This window comes from Pseudonocardia benzenivorans CB1190 (genome assembly GCF_000196675.2).
Classification (GTDB): Bacteria; Actinomycetota; Actinomycetes; order Mycobacteriales; family Pseudonocardiaceae; genus Pseudonocardia; species Pseudonocardia benzenivorans.
The window spans coordinates 101355-116935 of sequence record NC_015312.1 but is presented as its reverse complement, the minus strand read 5'-3'; the positions used below and the strand labels follow the sequence as shown (position 1 = coordinate 116935).

General features: G+C 73.1%; 18 protein-coding genes. 5 read left to right on the top strand and 13 right to left on the bottom strand.

All coding sequences use genetic code 11. From position 1 onward, the window contains the following. Positions 1–4: 4 nt before the first annotated feature. From PSED_RS00545 to PSED_RS00535, 3 genes are all read left to right on the top strand, one after another. Positions 5–1021 carry a helix-turn-helix transcriptional regulator gene (locus PSED_RS00545; protein WP_013672322.1) on the top strand — a complete coding sequence of 339 codons (1017 nt, stop codon included), beginning with the start codon at positions 5–7 and terminating at the stop codon, positions 1019–1021. After that, positions 1018–1674 (top strand): MT-A70 family methyltransferase, encoded by a 657-nt coding sequence (locus PSED_RS00540; RefSeq protein WP_013672321.1) that lies wholly within the window; start codon positions 1018–1020, stop codon positions 1672–1674. The genes PSED_RS00545 and PSED_RS00540 overlap by 4 nt, the downstream gene beginning before the upstream one ends. A gap of 62 nt (positions 1675–1736) precedes the next feature. After that, positions 1737–1955 carry a helix-turn-helix domain-containing protein gene (locus PSED_RS00535; protein ID WP_013672320.1) on the top strand — a complete coding sequence of 73 codons (219 nt, stop codon included), beginning with the start codon at positions 1737–1739 and terminating at the stop codon, positions 1953–1955. On the opposite strand, the gene PSED_RS00530 is transcribed toward PSED_RS00535, so the two are convergent. The 3 genes from PSED_RS00530 to PSED_RS00520 all read right to left on the bottom strand — a co-directional run bounded on the left by PSED_RS00530 (position 1909) and on the right by PSED_RS00520 (position 5116). Beyond that, on the bottom strand, positions 1909–3345 hold the full coding sequence (locus PSED_RS00530; RefSeq protein ID WP_013672319.1) for an MmgE/PrpD family protein: 1437 nt from the start codon (positions 3343–3345) through the stop codon (positions 1909–1911). The genes PSED_RS00535 and PSED_RS00530 overlap by 47 nt on opposite strands. Continuing rightward, positions 3342–4433: a zinc-binding dehydrogenase gene (locus PSED_RS00525; RefSeq protein WP_013672318.1), complete on the bottom strand. Its 1092-nt coding sequence runs from the start codon at positions 4431–4433 to the stop codon at positions 3342–3344. Before PSED_RS00525 ends, PSED_RS00530 begins: the two co-directional genes overlap by 4 nt. A 140-nt stretch (positions 4434–4573) precedes the next feature. Then, the gene (locus tag PSED_RS00520; RefSeq protein WP_049803266.1) at positions 4574–5116 is read right to left on the bottom strand and encodes a MaoC family dehydratase; all 543 of its coding nucleotides are present in this window, start codon (positions 5114–5116) and stop codon (positions 4574–4576) included. A gap of 134 nt (positions 5117–5250) precedes the next feature. Here PSED_RS00520 and PSED_RS00515 point away from each other — a divergent pair, with 134 nt between their 5' ends. Together PSED_RS00515 and PSED_RS00510 are read left to right on the top strand one after the other, a co-directional pair. Further along, positions 5251–6000 carry a FadR/GntR family transcriptional regulator gene (locus PSED_RS00515; RefSeq protein WP_013672316.1) on the top strand — a complete coding sequence of 250 codons (750 nt, stop codon included), beginning with the start codon at positions 5251–5253 and terminating at the stop codon, positions 5998–6000. A 123-nt stretch (positions 6001–6123) separates the two neighbouring features. Next, positions 6124–6669: a dihydrofolate reductase family protein gene (locus PSED_RS00510; protein ID WP_013672315.1), complete on the top strand. Its 546-nt coding sequence runs from the start codon at positions 6124–6126 to the stop codon at positions 6667–6669. Between the two features lie 22 nt (positions 6670–6691). Here PSED_RS00510 and PSED_RS00505 read toward each other — a convergent pair whose 3' ends face one another. The 10 genes from PSED_RS00505 to PSED_RS00460 all read right to left on the bottom strand — a co-directional run bounded on the left by PSED_RS00505 (position 6692) and on the right by PSED_RS00460 (position 15556). Beyond that, positions 6692–7372, bottom strand: a complete 681-nt coding sequence (locus PSED_RS00505; protein WP_013672314.1) for a trimeric intracellular cation channel family protein — start codon at positions 7370–7372, stop codon at positions 6692–6694. 115 nt (positions 7373–7487) lie between these two features. Then, complete coding sequence (locus PSED_RS00500; RefSeq protein WP_013672313.1) at positions 7488–8768, bottom strand: RNA polymerase sigma factor; 1281 nt, start codon at positions 8766–8768, stop codon at positions 7488–7490. Between the two features lie 3 nt (positions 8769–8771). Next, entirely contained in the window at positions 8772–9194 is a 423-nt protein-coding gene (locus PSED_RS00495; RefSeq protein WP_013672312.1) for a YciI family protein, read from the bottom strand. Positions 9195–9311: 117 nt separating this feature from the next. Continuing rightward, on the bottom strand, positions 9312–9659 hold the full coding sequence (locus PSED_RS00490; RefSeq protein WP_013672311.1) for a VOC family protein: 348 nt from the start codon (positions 9657–9659) through the stop codon (positions 9312–9314). 30 nt (positions 9660–9689) lie between these two features. Next, positions 9690–10793, bottom strand: coding sequence for a lysylphosphatidylglycerol synthase transmembrane domain-containing protein (locus PSED_RS00485; protein WP_083845045.1), 1104 nt, complete (start codon positions 10791–10793; stop codon positions 9690–9692). Between the two features lie 130 nt (positions 10794–10923). Further along, positions 10924–11928 (bottom strand): MerR family transcriptional regulator, encoded by a 1005-nt coding sequence (locus tag PSED_RS00480; RefSeq protein ID WP_013672309.1) that lies wholly within the window; start codon positions 11926–11928, stop codon positions 10924–10926. Then, entirely contained in the window at positions 11915–12583 is a 669-nt protein-coding gene (locus PSED_RS00475) for a HEAT repeat domain-containing protein (RefSeq protein WP_013672308.1), read from the bottom strand. Before PSED_RS00475 ends, PSED_RS00480 begins: the two co-directional genes overlap by 14 nt. A 65-nt stretch (positions 12584–12648) precedes the next feature. Then, positions 12649–14286 (bottom strand): solute symporter family protein, encoded by a 1638-nt coding sequence (locus tag PSED_RS00470; RefSeq protein ID WP_013672307.1) that lies wholly within the window; start codon positions 14284–14286, stop codon positions 12649–12651. Beyond that, complete coding sequence (locus PSED_RS00465; protein ID WP_013672306.1) at positions 14283–14633, bottom strand: DUF485 domain-containing protein; 351 nt, start codon at positions 14631–14633, stop codon at positions 14283–14285. The genes PSED_RS00470 and PSED_RS00465 overlap by 4 nt, the downstream gene beginning before the upstream one ends. Before the next feature lie 260 nt (positions 14634–14893). Continuing rightward, positions 14894–15556, bottom strand: a complete 663-nt coding sequence (locus PSED_RS00460) for a hypothetical protein (RefSeq protein WP_013672305.1) — start codon at positions 15554–15556, stop codon at positions 14894–14896. Positions 15557–15581: the final 25 nt, after the last annotated feature.

The following is a 15581-nucleotide window of genomic DNA, read 5'->3' as shown; positions in this document are numbered from 1 at the left end:
GGACATGCCTGCGCGGCTGCTTCGGCTGCTCGCGCTCCTGCAGCTGCGCCGAGAGTGGGCGGGTCCCGAGCTGGCCGAGCGGCTCGGCGTCACGACCCGGACGATCCGGCGCGACGTCGACCGGCTGCGTGCGCTGGACTACCCGGTCGCCGCGACGACCGGCTCCGCGGGCGGCTACCGGCTGACGTCGGGCCGCAACCTGCCGCCGCTCGTCCTCGACGACGAGGAGGCCGTCGCCGTCGCGATCGGCCTCGCGACGGCGGCGGGCGGCAGCGTCGCGGGGATCGCGGACAGCTCGATGCGGGCGCTGGGCAAGCTCGAACGGGTGCTGCCCGCGCGGCTGCGGCCACGGCTCACGGCGCTGACGTCGGCGACCGAGGCCGTTCCCGGCGGCGACGTGCCCCCCGCCGATCCGACCGTGCTGGCCGTCCTCGCGTCGTGTGCCGACGACCGCCGGCTCGTGACGTTCGCCTACCGCAGCCGGTCGGACGCACCGACGCTGCGGCGCGTCGAGCCGCATGCGCTGGTGACCGTCAAGGGGCGCTGGTACCTGCTCGCCTTCGACCCCGAGCGCGACGACTGGCGCACCTTCCGCGTCGACCGCATCACCGACCCGGCGACGACGCACCGCGCGTTCGCGCCCCGCGAGCTCCCCGGGGGCGACGCGGTCGCCGCGCTCGCCGGCTCGTTCGCCGCCGCGACCTACCGCTGGACGGCCGTCGTCACGGTCGCCGTCCCGGCCACCGACCTGCGGGACCGCCTGCCGGCGGCGCTCGTCGGCGCGGTCGAGCAGGCGGACGGCGGCAGCGTCGTGCGGATCAGCGCGGAGTCGGCCGACCTCGTGGTGCACGACGTCGCGACGGTCGCCGTCGTCGCCCCGCTCACCTCGATCGACGCCCCGGCAGAGATCCGGGAGCGGCTGCGGACGCTGGCGGCCCGGCTCGCCGGAACAGATCTCCCGCCGCCCGGCGGTGCGCCCGTGGACAATGCACCCGTGGACCCCGCAGGTACGCAACCGTGACGGCCGTCGGAGACGACGCCCGCGCGGCACCCCTGCGCGCCGATGTCGACCCGACACCGCAGTGCCCCCTCCCGCGCGTCGACGGCGGCTGGGCGACGGTCTACGCCGATCCGCCGTGGCGGTTCGCGAACCGGACGGGCAAGGTCGCGCCGGAGCACCGTCGGCTCGACCGCTACGACACGATGACCACCGCGGACATCGAGGCCCTGCCCGTCGCGGACGTCGTCGCCGACAACTCCCACCTGTACCTGTGGGTGCCCAACGCGCTGCTGCCCGAGGGGCTCGCGGTCATGGGCGCGTGGGGCTACCGGTACGTCTCCAACCTGGTGTGGGCGAAGCGTCGCAAGGACGGTGGGCCGGACGGACGCGGCGTCGGCTTCTACTTCCGCAACGTCACCGAGCTGATCCTGTTCGGCGTGCGCGGCTCGCTGCGGACGCTGGAACCGGGGCGCCGGCAGGTCAACATGATCGAGACACGCAAGCGGGAACACTCGCGCAAGCCCGACGAGGCCTACGAGCTCATCGAGGCCTGCTCCCCCGGCCCCTATCTCGAGCTGTTCGCCCGTTACCCCCGGCCCGGCTGGGCCGTCTGGGGCAACGAGTCCGCCGCCGATGTGACGCCTCGCGGACGCCTCTTCCCGACATACCGCTGACCTCGGGAAACCGGCTCCGGAACACTGGACCCGACCGCTGGTCGGGAGGAAGATCCGTCGCCATGGCGAAGACTCCGGACCTGAAGCGAGGCCAGCGCCTGTCGGACGCTCAGCGTGCCAAGGTCGGCGCGGAGCTGCTGAAGAGGTACGAGGCCGGCAAGAGCGTCCGCCAGCTGTGCGCCGAGACCGGCTACAGCATCGGCCGCGTCCGGCGCCTGCTGGAGGACGCCGGCGTCACCTACCGGGCCCGGGGCGGGGCGGGCCGCCGCCGCGCGAGCTGAGCCCGCCACCTCCCTTGACGGTCGCCGCTCGCAGGACGGCGAGCGGTCCGAGGTCGGGTGCGTCGGACATCCCGAGTACGAACGCGGCGAGCCGCGCGACCTCGTCGGACGGCAGGGCGACCGCGGCGTTCGAGGTGAACTTGGCGGCCACGTCGGCGTCGGTGAGCGGGTTCTCGGCGCCGCCGCGCTGGTGGCGCAGCTCGTTCTCGAACACCCTCCCGTCGGTGGTGACGACGCGGACACCGCCGCCGAACGAGCCGCCGGTGTCGGAGTAGCGGCGCAGCTCGTAGCGCACCTTCGCCGCGACGGCCAGCACGTCGGGGTCCCCGATCGCCTGGTCGGTGAACGTCTCCACCCCCACCGCGCCGTGCGCGACCCGGGCCCCGAACGCGTACGGGATGCTGAACTTCGCGTCGTACGCGGTCCGGGGGGCCGCCTTGTCGGCGGCGGGTTCCAGCACGAGGATCACGCCCGTCTCGTCGGTGAACGCGGTGATCTCGGCGATGTCGCCGGCGCCGAGGTGCTCCTCGTCGAGGATCGCCGACAGCGCGTCGAGCGGAGCGTGCACGTAGTGGCACGCCGGATAGGGCTTGAACGCGATCTCGTCGGTGAGCCAGCGTTCGCCGAGGCCGTCGGTGACGCTCGACAGGTCGGGTTCCTCGCCGCGCAGGTAGGCACCGAAGAACCCGCGGTCGCCCTCGACGACCGTGGCCGGGCCGGTGGCGCCGTGCAGGGCGAACCAGACGGCGTTGATCGCCGCGTGGGCGGCCCACCCGGGATGGAACGGCTTGGTCTCCGAGCCGTCGGCCAGGAACTCCATCAGGCCGCCGGCCATGCTGCCCGCGATCCCGAACGCGTTGCGGGTCTGCTCGGCGTCGGCCCCGGCGAGCCGTGCCGCGGTGGCCGTCGCACCGAAGACGCCGCACACGCCCGTCGGGTGGAAGCCGCGGGCGTGCAGTGCGGCCCCCGCGGGCCTGCCCAGCCGCACCGAGACCTCGTTGCCGAGCGCGATCGCGGTCAGCACCTCGGCGCCGGAACGACCGGTGTGCTCGCCCATCGCGAGCGCCGCCGGCACCGTCGCCGCGCTGACGTGCACGATCGACCCGGCGTGGGTGTCGTCGTAGTCGAGTGCGTGCGCGAGCGCGCCGTTGACCATGGCCGCCATGTCGGCGGGCAGTCCCCCGGCCTGCCCGACGACCGATGCCGGTCCGCTCACCCCGCGCTCGGCGTAGGACGCCCGCACGTAGGGCACGGCGTCGAGACCGAGTGCGGCGAGGGCGCAGCCGAGGGTGTCGAGCGTGTGCATCGACGTCGCGGTCCGGGTGGCCTCGGGCAGCGCCGCGGGCTCGGTCCCGACGACCAGCTCGGCGAGCCGTCCCGAGATCGTCACCGCGCGTCCGGGCCCATCGTCAGCGCGGCCCGGTTGACCTTGCGCGCCTTCGAGTCCTCCATCGCCTGCAGCACGTCGTCGAGCGGATAGGTCGCGTCGACGAGCTGGTCGAACGGCAACCGGCCCACGTTGCGCGAGATGAAGTCCAGCGCCCCCTTCAAGAACCGCTGGTGGTAGCGGATCACCGGGTGAATGGTGACCGAGCGGCGCGTCAGCGACCCGATGTCCAGCCCGATCTCCACACCGGGCATGACGTTGCCGATCTCGACGTACGTCGCCCCCGGGCGGACCATCTCGACACCCTCGAGCACCGCCGAGCCGACGCCGGTGAGCTCCAGCCCGACGTCCGCGCCGCCGTCGGTGAGCTCCCGCACCCGGGCGATGCGGTCGCCCGGCTCGGGTGCCTCGTCGAACGAGACGACCTCGTCGGCCCCGAACGCCTTCGCCGCGTCGAGCCGGCGCTGCACCGCGTCGACCACGATGACGTGCGCCCCACGTTCCTTGGCGACGGCGACCCCCCACAGCCCCAGACCCCCGGCGCCCTGGATGACGACGGTGTCCCCGGCGGTGACGCCACCGCGGTCGACCCCCGCGGACACCTGCGCGAGCGCACAGTTCGCGCTGACCGCCGCGAGCGGGTCGACGTTGTCGGGGACCTTGAACAGGTGCTGGAACCGGCCCACGTAGTAGTGGGTGCCGAAGGTGCCGGTGAAGTGTGGGAACTCGTCCGGCGAGGCGATCCAGTGGTTGTAGGCGTTCTCGCACAGGTGCGTCAGGCCGCGGGCGCACTGGCGGCAGTGCTGGCAGAACGCGAAGTAGACCACCGAGACCAGGTCACCGGGGTGCAGCTCACGGCCCGCGGAGTCGGTCGGCCGGGTGGCCGGGTCGACCACCCGCCCGATCACCTCGTGCCCGAGGACGATCGACTTGAGCGGGTGCTTGTCGGCGAACATGTGCAGGTCCGACCCGCAGATGCCGGCGGCGACGGTCTCGATGAGCAGGCTGCCCGGCTCCGGGGTCGGCAGCTCGTACTCGCGGAGCTCCACGCTCCCGGGCTCGGGCATGTAGGCCAGGCGTCCCGTGGTCATGGGCACGTCCTTTCCGGTCCTCCGACGGTGGGCCGGACGACACGGCCGGTGCCGCGCCGCCCGTCGTGCTCGGGTCTGACTGTCGCTCACCGCACGCCCGGCTGCAGGGCGGCCGGCGACGGTCCCGAGACCGGCGCGGATCAGGAACCGGCGCGGGTTCTCGGCGCGATCTCGGGCATCGGCTCCTTGGCCTCCGGGAAGCGGGACTCACCGCGGGCGGCGCCCTTCTTGTGCACGTAGAAGGTGCGTTCGAACGAGCAGACGATGTCGCCGTCCTGGTTGAGGGTGCGGGTGTAGACCCCGACGATGCCCGCCTCGGGCCGCGACGCCGACTCGCGCTTGGCGATGACCTGCGACTCCGACCACAGGGTGTCGCCCGCGAAGACCGGGTGGGAGAACTTCACGGCGTCGAGGCCGAGGTTCGCGAAGGCGTTCTGGGTCACGTCGATGACGCTCTGGCCGATGGCGATGGCGAGGGTCAACGTCGACACGACGAGCCGGCGCCCGAACTCGGACCCTGCCCCGACCTGCTCGTTGAAGTGGGCCTGGTTCGTGTTCATCGTCAGCAGCGTGAACCAGGTGTTGTCGGTGTCGTCGACGGTGCGCCCCAAGGGGTGCCGGTAGACGTCGCCGATCTCGAAGTCCTCGTAGAACCGGCCCTGCCACCCAGGCTGGACTGTCACCGTGCTCCGCCCCTCGCTCCACACCGTCGTCGACCGGCCCCGGATCGTTGCCGCTCGCACGCTAAACATCAGACTTTTCCCCGTCAACCGTCGCACGCCGGTTGCCCGAAGGGAGTCGGCTACCGTCTCGGGCCATGTCCGCGCCCGGAAGCAGACGGCTCGAGTACGAGCGCGTCGCCGACGAGCTCCGCAGCATGATCGTCACGGGCGAGCTGCGTCCCGGCGACCGGCTGCCACCCGAGGGCGAGCTGACCGAGCGGATGGCGGTCAGCCGCAGCACCCTGCGCGAGGCCCTGCGGGTGCTCTCGACGCAGAAGCTGCTGACGTCGTCGCGTGGCGTGGGCGGGGGCACGTTCGTCGCCGAGCCGTCGACCGACGACGTCGCGGACTACCTCCAGACGTCGATCGGCATGCTGTCGCGCAACCGGCTGTCGGTGGGCCAGCTCCTGCAGGTGCGGACGATGATCGAGGTGCCGGGAGCAGGCCTGGCCGCCCGGCACCGCAGCGAGGCCGACCTCGACCGGCTGGCCGCGACCGTGGTCGTGGCGGGCGACGCCGCCGGCGGGAAGGAGGTCGACTGGTCGGCCAACAGCCGCTTCCACGTGCTGCTGCTGCGCGCCACGGAGAACCCGCTGCTGGAGGTCGTCGCCCGGCCGATCTTCACCGTCATGCGCGACCGGTTCCTGCGCGACCGGGCGGGCGCGGAGTTCTGGCGCCGGGTCGCCGTCGAGCACGCCGAGATCCTCGGGCACGTCCGCGACCGCAACGCCGCCGCCGCGAGCCGCGCCATGCGTAACCACCTCACCGCGCTGCGCGACACCTACACCCGCATCGACGTCTCCGACCTCGGCGGCACCGCCGACGGGACCGGCGGCGACCGATGACAAGGTCCGACCTCGGGCGCCCGACGAATCGCCCCACACCGGGCCGATGAGTTCCGCCGACGGCGACGGTCCCCTCTGCCGAACGCGCGTCGCCGACGCGCCCCCGACGAAGGAGCACACACCATGGGCGCCATCACCGTTCACGAGTTCATCACCCTCGACGGCTGCATCGGGGCGCCGATGTGGACGTTCGACTACCCGTTCACCGACGAGATGGCCACGACGATCGGCGACATCACCGGCAAGGCGACGGCGATCCTGCTGGGCCGTCGGACGTTCGTCGAGATGGGGCCGGCCTGGTCGGCCCGCACCGAGGAGGACGACCCGGGGGTCCCGTTCTTCAACAACACGGCCAAGCACGTCGTGTCGGCCTCGCTGACCAGTGCCGACGGCTGGAACAACTCGCACCTGCTGGGCGGCTACGACGCCGACGTGATCCGGCGGTTCAAGGACGAGACCGACGGCGCCATCTACGTGTCGGGCAGCGGCACGCTGGTGCGGGCGATGCTCGCCGACGGCCTCGTCGACGAGCTGCACCTGTTCGTCTACCCGGTCGCGCTCGGGACGGGCCCCAAGCTCTTCCCCGAGGGCACCGAGAGCACGCTCGCGCTGTTGGGCTGCGAGAGCTACACCAACCAGGTGGTGCACCTGACCTACGGCCCGCGCTGACGGTCGGTGCCGCGGCGGGGGGTCAGCCGGCCGGCGTCGTCAGCGCGGGGAGCCGCCATCCGAGGTACGCCGCGGCGAGGGAGAGCGCGGTGCACGCGACGGCCCCCAGGACGACGGCCACCTGCCGCCGCGCCCCGCACCGCAGCGTCACGATGGTGACGGTCGCGCCGGCCGCGGCCGCGACCGCGCTGACGTCGTGGCGCAGCACCACGGGGACCGAGCCGGTCATGATGTCGCGGATCGCACCCCCGCCGACGGCGCTCACCGTTCCCAGCAACACCGCACCCAGTGCCGACATGCGCTTGTCGAGCGCGACGATCGCGCCGACCCCGCACACCAGGCCGAGCCCGACGGCGTCGAACGGCACCCGCATCCCGGGCAGCAGCACCCCGAGCCCGACGTGGCCGAACGCCGCCAGCAGGCCGCCGACGAGCGCCGTCGCCGGGTAGGCGACGGAGCCGAGCGCCGCCGGCGGGTGGCGGTGCACGACGAGGTCGCGGACCAGCCCGCCCCCGAGCGCCGACACGAACGCGACGGCGAGGACGCCGACCAGGGCGAACCCCGCCGACACCGCCATCAGCCCGCCCTCGACGGCGAACAGCAGCACCGACACCAGGTCGAGGACGACCAGCCACAGTGGACGGTCGTCGTCGATCCCGTCCTGGGTGCTGCTGGTCAGGGACCGCAGGGTCGCGGCGGTCATGGTGGCGCCTCCTGGTGGTGGGTTCACCGTCGACCTTGCCCCCGCGGGCGCCGCCGCGCGGTCGGGCGGCCGGGCCACCCGGGGTGCGACGCCCGTATCGGCCGACCGGGGGACGTCAGCCCAGGGCGGCGACCTTCCGCTGCAGCACCGCGCGCTCACGGTCGTTGCGGCACAGCCGGATCGCGGCCTCGAGATCGGCCCGGGCGGCGTCGGCCCGGCCCAGGCGGGTGAGCAGCTCGCCGCGCACCGTCGGGAGCAGGTGCGAGCCGGTCAGCGCCCCACCGGCGGCCAGCTCGTCGACGATCGCCAGCGCCGCCGCCGGCCCCTGCGCCATCGACACCGCCACCGCCCGGTTGAGATCGACGACCGGCGACGGCGCGAGCCGGCCCAGCGCCTCGTAGAGCAGCACGACGCGCTCCCAGTTCGTCTCGGCGACCGAGCCGGCGACGGCGTGGCACTCCGCGATCGCCGCCTGCAGGCCGTAGTAGCCGAGCCCGCGACCCGCGGCGTCGACGCGGGCCAGCGCCGCCCGGCCCCGGCGGATCGCGGCCCGGTCCCACCGCCGGCGGTCCTGGTCCTCCAGCAGCACCGGCTCGCCGTCCGGCCCGATCCGTGCGGGGAAGCGCGCGGCCGTGAGCTCCAGCAGCGCCAGCAGGCCGTGGACCTCGGGCTCCTCGGGCATCAGCCGCGCCAGCACCCTGGCGAGCCGCTGTGCCTCACCGGCCAGGTCGAACCGGATCAGGTCGTCGCCGGAGCTCGCCGACGAGCCCTCGGTGAAGATCAGGTACACGACGCTGAGCACCGATCCGAGCCGCTCCCGACGGTCCTCGGGGGGCGGCACCGCGAACGGCACCCGTGCCGCGCCCAGCGTCTTCTTGGCGCGGGTGATCCGTGCCTGGACGGTCGCCGTCGGTACGAAGAAGGCCGTCGCGATCTCGTCACTGGTCAGACCGCCGACGACGCGCAGGGTGAGCGCGACGCGTGCCTCCGGCGACAGCGTCGGATGGCAGGAGACGAACATCAGCGCGAGCACGTCGTCGTCGATCCGGTCGGGGTCCCACAGCACGTCGTCGGCCTCCTCGGCCGGTCCCCCGCTCCCGCTGACGATGCCGCCCTCGCCCAGGTCGCGGGCGAGGGCGGCGTACCGCTCGTCACGTGCCGACCGGCGGCGGAACGCGTCGATCGCACGGCGCCTGCCGGTGGTCAGCAGCCATCCCGCCGGGTTGCGCGGGACTCCGTCGCGGGGCCACGTCACCAGCGCCTCGGCCAGCGCCTCCTGGGCGAGGTCCTCCGCGAGCGCGAAGTCGCCGGTGTAGCGGGTGAGCGCGCCGACGATCCGGGCCGACTCGATGCGCCACACCGCGGCGACGGCCTGCCGCCCGGTCGGGTCAGCCATCGCTCAGAGCTGGCCGTTGGCCTCGCGCCACGCCCGCTCCTTCTTGATCCACTCGTTGTCCTGCGGGAACTCGTCGATCGTCGTGACGCGCCGGATCTCGGTCTTGAAGCCCTTCCCGCCGAAGGCCGGCAGGCGCTTGGCCCACTCGACCGCCTCCTCCTTCGAGGCGACGTTGAGGATGTAGAAGCCGCCGAACAGCTCCTTGGTCTCCCCGTACGGTCCGTCGGTGACGACGGGCGCCTCCGCCGAGTAGTCCACGACGACGCCCTCCGACGCATCCGCGAGGCCCTCGGCGGCCAGCAGCACGCCGGCCCGGATCAGCTCGTCGTTGAAGCGGCCCATCGTCGCGATGACCTCGTCGAAGTCGAGGGCGCCCATGCTCGCGTAGCCCTCGTCGGTCGCCCGCATGATCAGCATGTACTTCACGGTGTGTCTCCCTGAGTCGTCGGGTCGCCCCTCGCGACCCTCTCATCCACGGGTCGAACGGGCATCGGTCCGGATCGACACGTCCGGGAAAAATCTTCCGCAACCTTCCTGCGGGGCTCAGCCCGGCCCGCCACCGACGCCGATCTCGTTGCCGTCGGGGTCGTGGAAGACCGCCTTGCGGACGCCGTTTCCGTACGTCTCCTGCAGGTCCGGGGTGATGCCACGGCTCGCGACGTCGCGGAGGAGCGCGTCGAGATCGTCGACGAACAGGGTGAGCAGCGAGTGCCCGGCGGCGGCCGGCTGCACGACGACGTAGACGTGGCGGTGCTCGCCGATCGTCCAGACCCGCTCGACGTCGTTGGGCGCGAACGTCTCGACCGCGCCGAAGAACTCGCCGAAGAAGCGGTCGAACCAGTCCACCGCCCGGGCCAGGTCACGTACCGCGATGCCCGCGAAGAGGTCCATACCGGTCCAGACCGCGCGACGGCCGGGAAGTCATCGGGACGCGGCGGTCCCGACCGCGGCGGCGCCGGGGCGCACCTGCTGCACGACGTAGCAGACCCAGCCCGCCGCCACGACCCCGACGACGCTGATCAGCCGGTACAGCACGACGACGGGCAACGCCGCCGCCACCGGGACCCCGCCCGCGGTGAGCGCGAGCACGAGCGTCGCGTCGACGACACCGATCCCGCCGGGCAGCGGCGACAGTCCCGACGTCGCCATCCCCGCGGTGTAGGCGACCAGCAGCAGCGGCAGCCCGAGACCGTGCACCCGCAGCGCCGCGGCGCACGCGGCGAGACAGCCGAGGTCGAACGCCCAGTTCGCGACCGCACAGCCGCCGGCGGCGAACCAGTCCGCCGGGCGTGGCCGGACCGCCTGGAGCTGGCCGACGAGGTCGTCGAGCGCCGCCGCACCCGCCGCCGGCTCGCGCCGGCGCAGCCGGTTCACCCGGGTCAGCACGTGCGCGCACGCGGCCCGGACCAGCTCCGGATGCCGGCTGAGATGGCGGACCAGCACCGCCACGGCCAGCAGTCCGACCAGCTCGCACACGCTGCCGACGAGCCCGCCGCTGCGTCCGGCCAGCAGGGCGCCGGCGAGCCCCAGCGCGACGAGCGACCCCGTCGCGAGCACGCCGCCCGCCACGAGGACCCACGTCCCGACGGCCACCGTGGCGCCCCGGTCGCGCATCCACCGGTAGGTGTACGCGGTCGAGAACGCGGCACCACCCGGGAGCGTCACGTGCAGGGCGTTGGCGACGAACGCCGCGGCCACCGACGCACCCGCCGGGGTCCGCACCCCGGCGGCGGCCAGCAGGCGGCGCCGGCCCAGGCCGAACATGCTCATCGACACCACCGTGGCGACGACCGCGACGCCGAACCAGTCGACGTCGATGGCCTGCAGTGCCGCGACGGCGTTGCCCACCTCCGGCGCGACCACGACGATCTCCACGACGACCAGCACCACCGCGGCGAGCGCGAGCAGCCGGCGGCCCCGTCGCGACCGCGTCCTCGGTGCCGGGCGTGCGCCGTCGGCCCCGCCCGCAGCGCCCGGTGACCGGACGTACTCAGGGCGCGGAGCCGGTACCGCCGGGAACGCCATACCACCGAGTCTGGCCCGGCGAGCTGTGCGGGACCTGTGATCGGGCTGTGCGTCCCTCCGCGGTCCCGCACGGGCGGAACGGGGAACGGGGAGCACCTCGGTGACCCTACGTTGCGGGCCGGGAGGCCCGTCAGTGGCGGGTCGCGGAGTGGATCGCGAGCAGATAGGTCGCGGTGACCGCCACCGCTCGGTCCCGGTCCTGGGTCAGGTCGGCGAGGGCGTGGTGTGCCTCGGGCCCCGGGATCTCGGCGAGTGCCTGGGTGAGCCGCGCCCGCGCGCCCGGCAAAGCGTCCTCGCTCGCCAGGCGCGCGACGACGACGCCGGCGAGCTGGTCGCCCAGCCCGTGCAGGCGCGCGAGCCGGCCGAGGATCTCGGCGGCGACGACGTCGTCGGAACCCCGCACGACCATCTCGAGCAGCTCGGGGACCACCTCGACGGCTCCCCTGCTCCCCAGCGCCAGCGAGGCGCGCTCGCGGACGACCCGGTCGGTGTGCCCCAGCGCGTCCCGCAGGGCCGACTCGGAGTCCGCCGGCTCCAGCTTGACGAGCGCCGCCACCGCCTGGCGCCGTGCCTGCTCGTCCGACGAGTGCAGGGCCTCGACGAGGTGTGGCAGGGCGTCGTCGGACGACCGGGTCAACGCCCACTGCAGGGCGCCGGCGACGTTCGGGTCGTCCTCCTCGAGCAGCGCGTCGACGATCGGCGCGGCGGGCACCGGGGTGCCGTCGGACAGCGCGGCGCGCTGCCGCCGGGACGGGTCCGACGAGTCGAGCCCCTGCATGAGCGCGACCAGGTCGAGGACGTCGCGCCACGACGTCGCCCCGCTGGCGCGCACGCCCTCCAACCGCCGCAGCAGGGCCTGCTCGCGAGCGATGCGCTCCCCCGTGCTGGTGATGAGCTCCTCGACCAGCTCGCTCGGCGCGACGTCCGCGTCGGCGAGCGTGTGCCGGATCGACTGCAGCGACAACCCCAGCGTCCGCAGGCTCTCGACCCGGAACAGGCGCCTGATGTCGTCGGGGGTGTAGTCGCGGTAGCCGTTGGCCGAGCGGCTGGTCGGCGACACCAGGCCGATGGCGTCGTAGTGCCGCAGCATCCGGGTGCTGATCCCCGCCAGCCGCGACAGCTCACCGATCCGCATCGACCCCGCCGGGCGCGCCGCTCAGCGCGACGATGCGCCGGGCCTCGTGCAGTGCGGCGTCGACGTTCGCGTCCGGGTCGTCGAGGAGCCGTTGCGTGACGAGCGCATGCGCCCGCACGTCGGCACCGCCGCGCGCCGCCGCCTCGGCCACGGGGGAACGCGCCGCGTCGCCGAGTGCGGCCAGTGCCCGGCTCAGGCTCAGTCGCAGGTCACGGCCACCGCGGCCGAGCTGCGAGGACAGCTCCCTGGCCAACCCGGCCTCACCCCCCTCCGGCACGAGCACCACCGCGGCGCGCCACGCGCTGCGCGCCACCTCGTCGTCGGGATCCTGCATCAGCTCGGGCGTGACGGCCGGCCACGCCGCGCGGTCGGCGATCTTCGACAAGGTGTGGAGGGCCTGGCTGCGGGCCTGCGCGATGTCGCGGTCGAGCTCGCGCACCAGCCGCGGCACGGTCAGCTCGACGGGATGGCGGACCAGCGCCCAGGTCAGCATGTCGCGTACGAAGAAGTCGGGCTCGACGGCGCAACGCTCGACGAGCGCGTCGACGTACTGCGGGTCCGGCCGCGTCCCCGCGGCGAGCGCGGCCTGCAGCCGGTCCGACGAGCGCGGCGCGGCGAGCCGTCCGGCCACACCGGACGGGCGAGTGGGTGTCATGGCGTCCTCCTGCCATGACACCCAAGACCTTCACACCGTGTGAAGGTCAACCCGTCCGGCGGCCATCAGTGCTCGACTGCCTTCTCCGAGCCCGCTCCGGTGAGCGACCGGACCTCCATCTCGGCGTACTTCTCGGCGTTGTGCTTCTCCCGGCTGCCGACGTAGGTGCCGATGACGCCGAGCAGGAACGACGCCGGGATGGACACGAGGCCGGGGTTGTCCAGCGGGAACCAGTGGAAGTCCACGCCCTGCAGCATCGATGCCGACCGGCCGGCGGCGTTCGGCGGCTTGCCCGAGACGGCGGGCGAGAAGACGATCAGCACGATGCAGATCGCGAGCCCGCCGTAGATGCTGAAGAGCGCGCCGGTCGTGTTGAACCGCTTCCAGTAGAGCGAGTACAGGATCGTCGGCAGGTTCGCCGAGGCCGCGACGGCGAACGCGAGCGCCACGAGGAAGGCGATGTTCTGCCCGTTCGCCAGGATGCCGCCGCCGATCGCGACGATCCCGATGACGACGGCGGTGATCCGGGCGACGCGGACCTCGTCGCGCGAGGTCGCCTGTCCCTTCTTGACGATGTTGGCGTACACGTCGTGGGCGAACGACGCCGACGCCGTGATCGTCAGGCCGGCGACGACGGCGAGGATCGTCGCGAAGGCGACGGCGGAGATCAACCCCAGCAGGAACGGCCCGCCCAGTTCGTAGGCCAGCAGCGGGGCGGCGGAGTTCGTCCCGCCCGGCGTGTTGGGGTCGCTGATCACCGCGGGTCCGACCAGCCACGCCGCGCCGTAGCCGAGCACGAGCGTGAACAGGTAGAAGATGCCGATCAGCCAGATCGACCAGACGACCGACTTCCGCGCCTCCCGGGCCGAGGGCACCGTGTAGAAGCGCATCAGGATGTGCGGCAGACCCGCGGTGCCGAGGACCAGCGCGAGCCCCAGCGAGATCAGGTCGACCTTGTTCTTGTACTGCAGGCCTGGGCCGAGGATGGCCTCGCCGTTCTTGGGGCTGTTCGCGACGGCGTCGCCGAGCAGCGTCGACAGGTTGAATCCCGTCAGCCCCAGCACCCAGATCGTCATCACCGCGGCGCCCGCGATGAGCAGCACCGCCTTGATGATCTGGACGTAGGTGGTGCCCTTCATGCCGCCGACCAGCACGTACACGATCATCAGCACGCCGACGACCGCGATGACGAGTGCCTGCTGCGCCTTTCCCGTCACCCCGATGAGCAGCGCGACGAGCCCGCCCGCGCCGGCCATCTGGGCCAGCAGGTAGAAGAACGACACGACGAGCGTCGACGTCGCCGCGGCCGCCCGGACCGGGCGTTGCCGCATCCGGAACGCCAGGACGTCGCCCATCGTGTAGCGGCCGGTGTTGCGCAGCAGTTCCGCGACCAGCAGCAGCGCCACGAGCCACGCGACGAGGAAGCCGATCGAGTACAGGAAACCGTCGTAGCCGTAGACGGCGATGGCGCCCGCGATGCCGAGGAACGACGCCGCCGAGAGGTAGTCGCCCGAGATCGCGGTCCCGTTCTGCGCGGCGGTCAACGAGCGACCGGCGGCGTAGTAGTCCGACGCCGTCGAGTTCGACCGGCCCACGCGGAACACGACGACGAGGGTGACGACGACGAACAATCCGAAGATGGCGATGTTGAGCCACGGGCTGCCGACGGTGGCGCCACCCGACTGGGCCAGCGTGGAGGTCATCGGGCCTGCTCCGCTCGCCGGGCCTCGATCTCCTCACGGAGCGCGGTCGCCGGCGGGTCGAGCCGCCGGTCGGCGTACCGCACGTAGACCATCGTGATGATGAAGGTCGTCACGAACTGCAACAGGCCGATGACGAGCCCTACGGTGATGTTCGAGCCGCCCAGCCGGGTGGCCATGAAGCCGGGCGCGTAGGACGCCAGCAGCACATAGGCCAGGTACCACAGCAGGAACGCGGCGCTCATCGGGAAGACGAACCGGCGCAGTCGCGATCGCAGATCGGCGAACGCCGCGCTGCGCTGAACCTCCTGATAGACCGTTTCGGTCTGTCGGTCACCCGTCGTACTCATCGCGTCGTCTCTCCTGCATCGTCGGAGGAGGCAGATTGTCGGCATCGTGCTCGACGCAGGAAACGGCAAACGTCCGGACCGCGCCATTTGTGCTGCTCCAGAGGAGTGATGTCCACCCGATCGAGCGGATCTCGGAACGGCTCCCGATGCCTCGTGTCAGCGCCCTCGGATGGTGGAGGGGCTCCTACGGCGCAGGACACACCCGTCCCCCGCGCGGGCGCTCCCTCCGGTCGCCCGCGTCGCCCCCGCTGCGGGACGGATCAGACGGCGTCGGCGTCGCCCTGACCTCGACGACGACTTCGCCGGTCGGTCTGGTCGAGGATCCGCCTACTCTCCGCGATGCGGTCCTGGCTGCTGAGCGTTGCCTGGTCGACCCAGGTGCGGGTGGCGTCCCGACCGGCTTCGGCCTGCCGTGCGACGGCACCGAAGTCGATCCGATGATCGGCCTGCTCGCGGTCGATGCACGCCTGGTCGCGGTCCGCGGCCGAGTCGTCGCGGTCGCGACCGGAGGCCCCCCGGTCCTGGGCGGCGGCGAGACGATCGCGCGCGGCGTCGCGGCGGTCCCCGGCCGACTGGGCGCGTACCGTCCCGGTCCTCTCCAACAGCGCGATCGCGTCGTCGAGCACGCTCCTCGCCGCGGCCGCCTCGTCGGCCGTCACGACCACCGCCCCCGGCGGCGCCTGACCGAAGGCGCCACCGGCGAGGTGTTCGCGCAGCGTCCGGAGCCGGGAGAGCACCCGTGCGCGCTCGGGGCCCGCCGCGTCGTCGCGGGTGCGGGCGGCGTCGTCGCGGAGGCCGGCGGCACTGTCCCGATCCCGGGACCGTGCGTCGCGCTGGTCGGCGCAGTCGTCACGGGCGGCCGCGGCGACGTCGCGATCGTCGGCAGCCGTACGGGGATCGCTGCTTCGGGAGGGACCGGTCATCGCCTGCTCCAGGTGCCGTGACGGC

Bases quoted from the DNA above. Each gene is read 5' to 3' on its own strand.
- PSED_RS00545 (WP_013672322.1), top strand. From the start codon at position 5: ATGCCTGCGCGGCTGCTTCGGCTGCTCGCGCTCCTGCAGCTGCGCCGA.
- PSED_RS00535 (WP_013672320.1), top strand. From the start codon at position 1,737: ATGGCGAAGACTCCGGACCTGAAGCGAGGCCAGCGCCTGTCGGACGCT.
- PSED_RS00525 (WP_013672318.1), bottom strand. From the start codon at position 4,433: ATGACCACGGGACGCCTGGCCTACATGCCCGAGCCCGGGAGCGTGGAG.
- PSED_RS00515 (WP_013672316.1), top strand. From the start codon at position 5,251: ATGTCCGCGCCCGGAAGCAGACGGCTCGAGTACGAGCGCGTCGCCGAC.
- PSED_RS00510 (WP_013672315.1), top strand. From the start codon at position 6,124: ATGGGCGCCATCACCGTTCACGAGTTCATCACCCTCGACGGCTGCATC.
- PSED_RS00505 (WP_013672314.1), bottom strand. From the start codon at position 7,372: ATGACCGCCGCGACCCTGCGGTCCCTGACCAGCAGCACCCAGGACGGG.
- PSED_RS00500 (WP_013672313.1), bottom strand. From the start codon at position 8,768: ATGGCTGACCCGACCGGGCGGCAGGCCGTCGCCGCGGTGTGGCGCATC.
- PSED_RS00490 (WP_013672311.1), bottom strand. From the start codon at position 9,659: ATGGACCTCTTCGCGGGCATCGCGGTACGTGACCTGGCCCGGGCGGTG.
- PSED_RS00485 (WP_083845045.1), bottom strand. From the start codon at position 10,793: ATGGCGTTCCCGGCGGTACCGGCTCCGCGCCCTGAGTACGTCCGGTCA.
- PSED_RS00480 (WP_013672309.1), bottom strand. From the start codon at position 11,928: ATGCGGATCGGTGAGCTGTCGCGGCTGGCGGGGATCAGCACCCGGATG.
- PSED_RS00475 (WP_013672308.1), bottom strand. From the start codon at position 12,583: ATGACACCCACTCGCCCGTCCGGTGTGGCCGGACGGCTCGCCGCGCCG.
- PSED_RS00470 (WP_013672307.1), bottom strand. From the start codon at position 14,286: ATGACCTCCACGCTGGCCCAGTCGGGTGGCGCCACCGTCGGCAGCCCG.
- PSED_RS00465 (WP_013672306.1), bottom strand. From the start codon at position 14,633: ATGAGTACGACGGGTGACCGACAGACCGAAACGGTCTATCAGGAGGTT.
- PSED_RS00460 (WP_013672305.1), bottom strand. From the start codon at position 15,556: ATGACCGGTCCCTCCCGAAGCAGCGATCCCCGTACGGCTGCCGACGAT.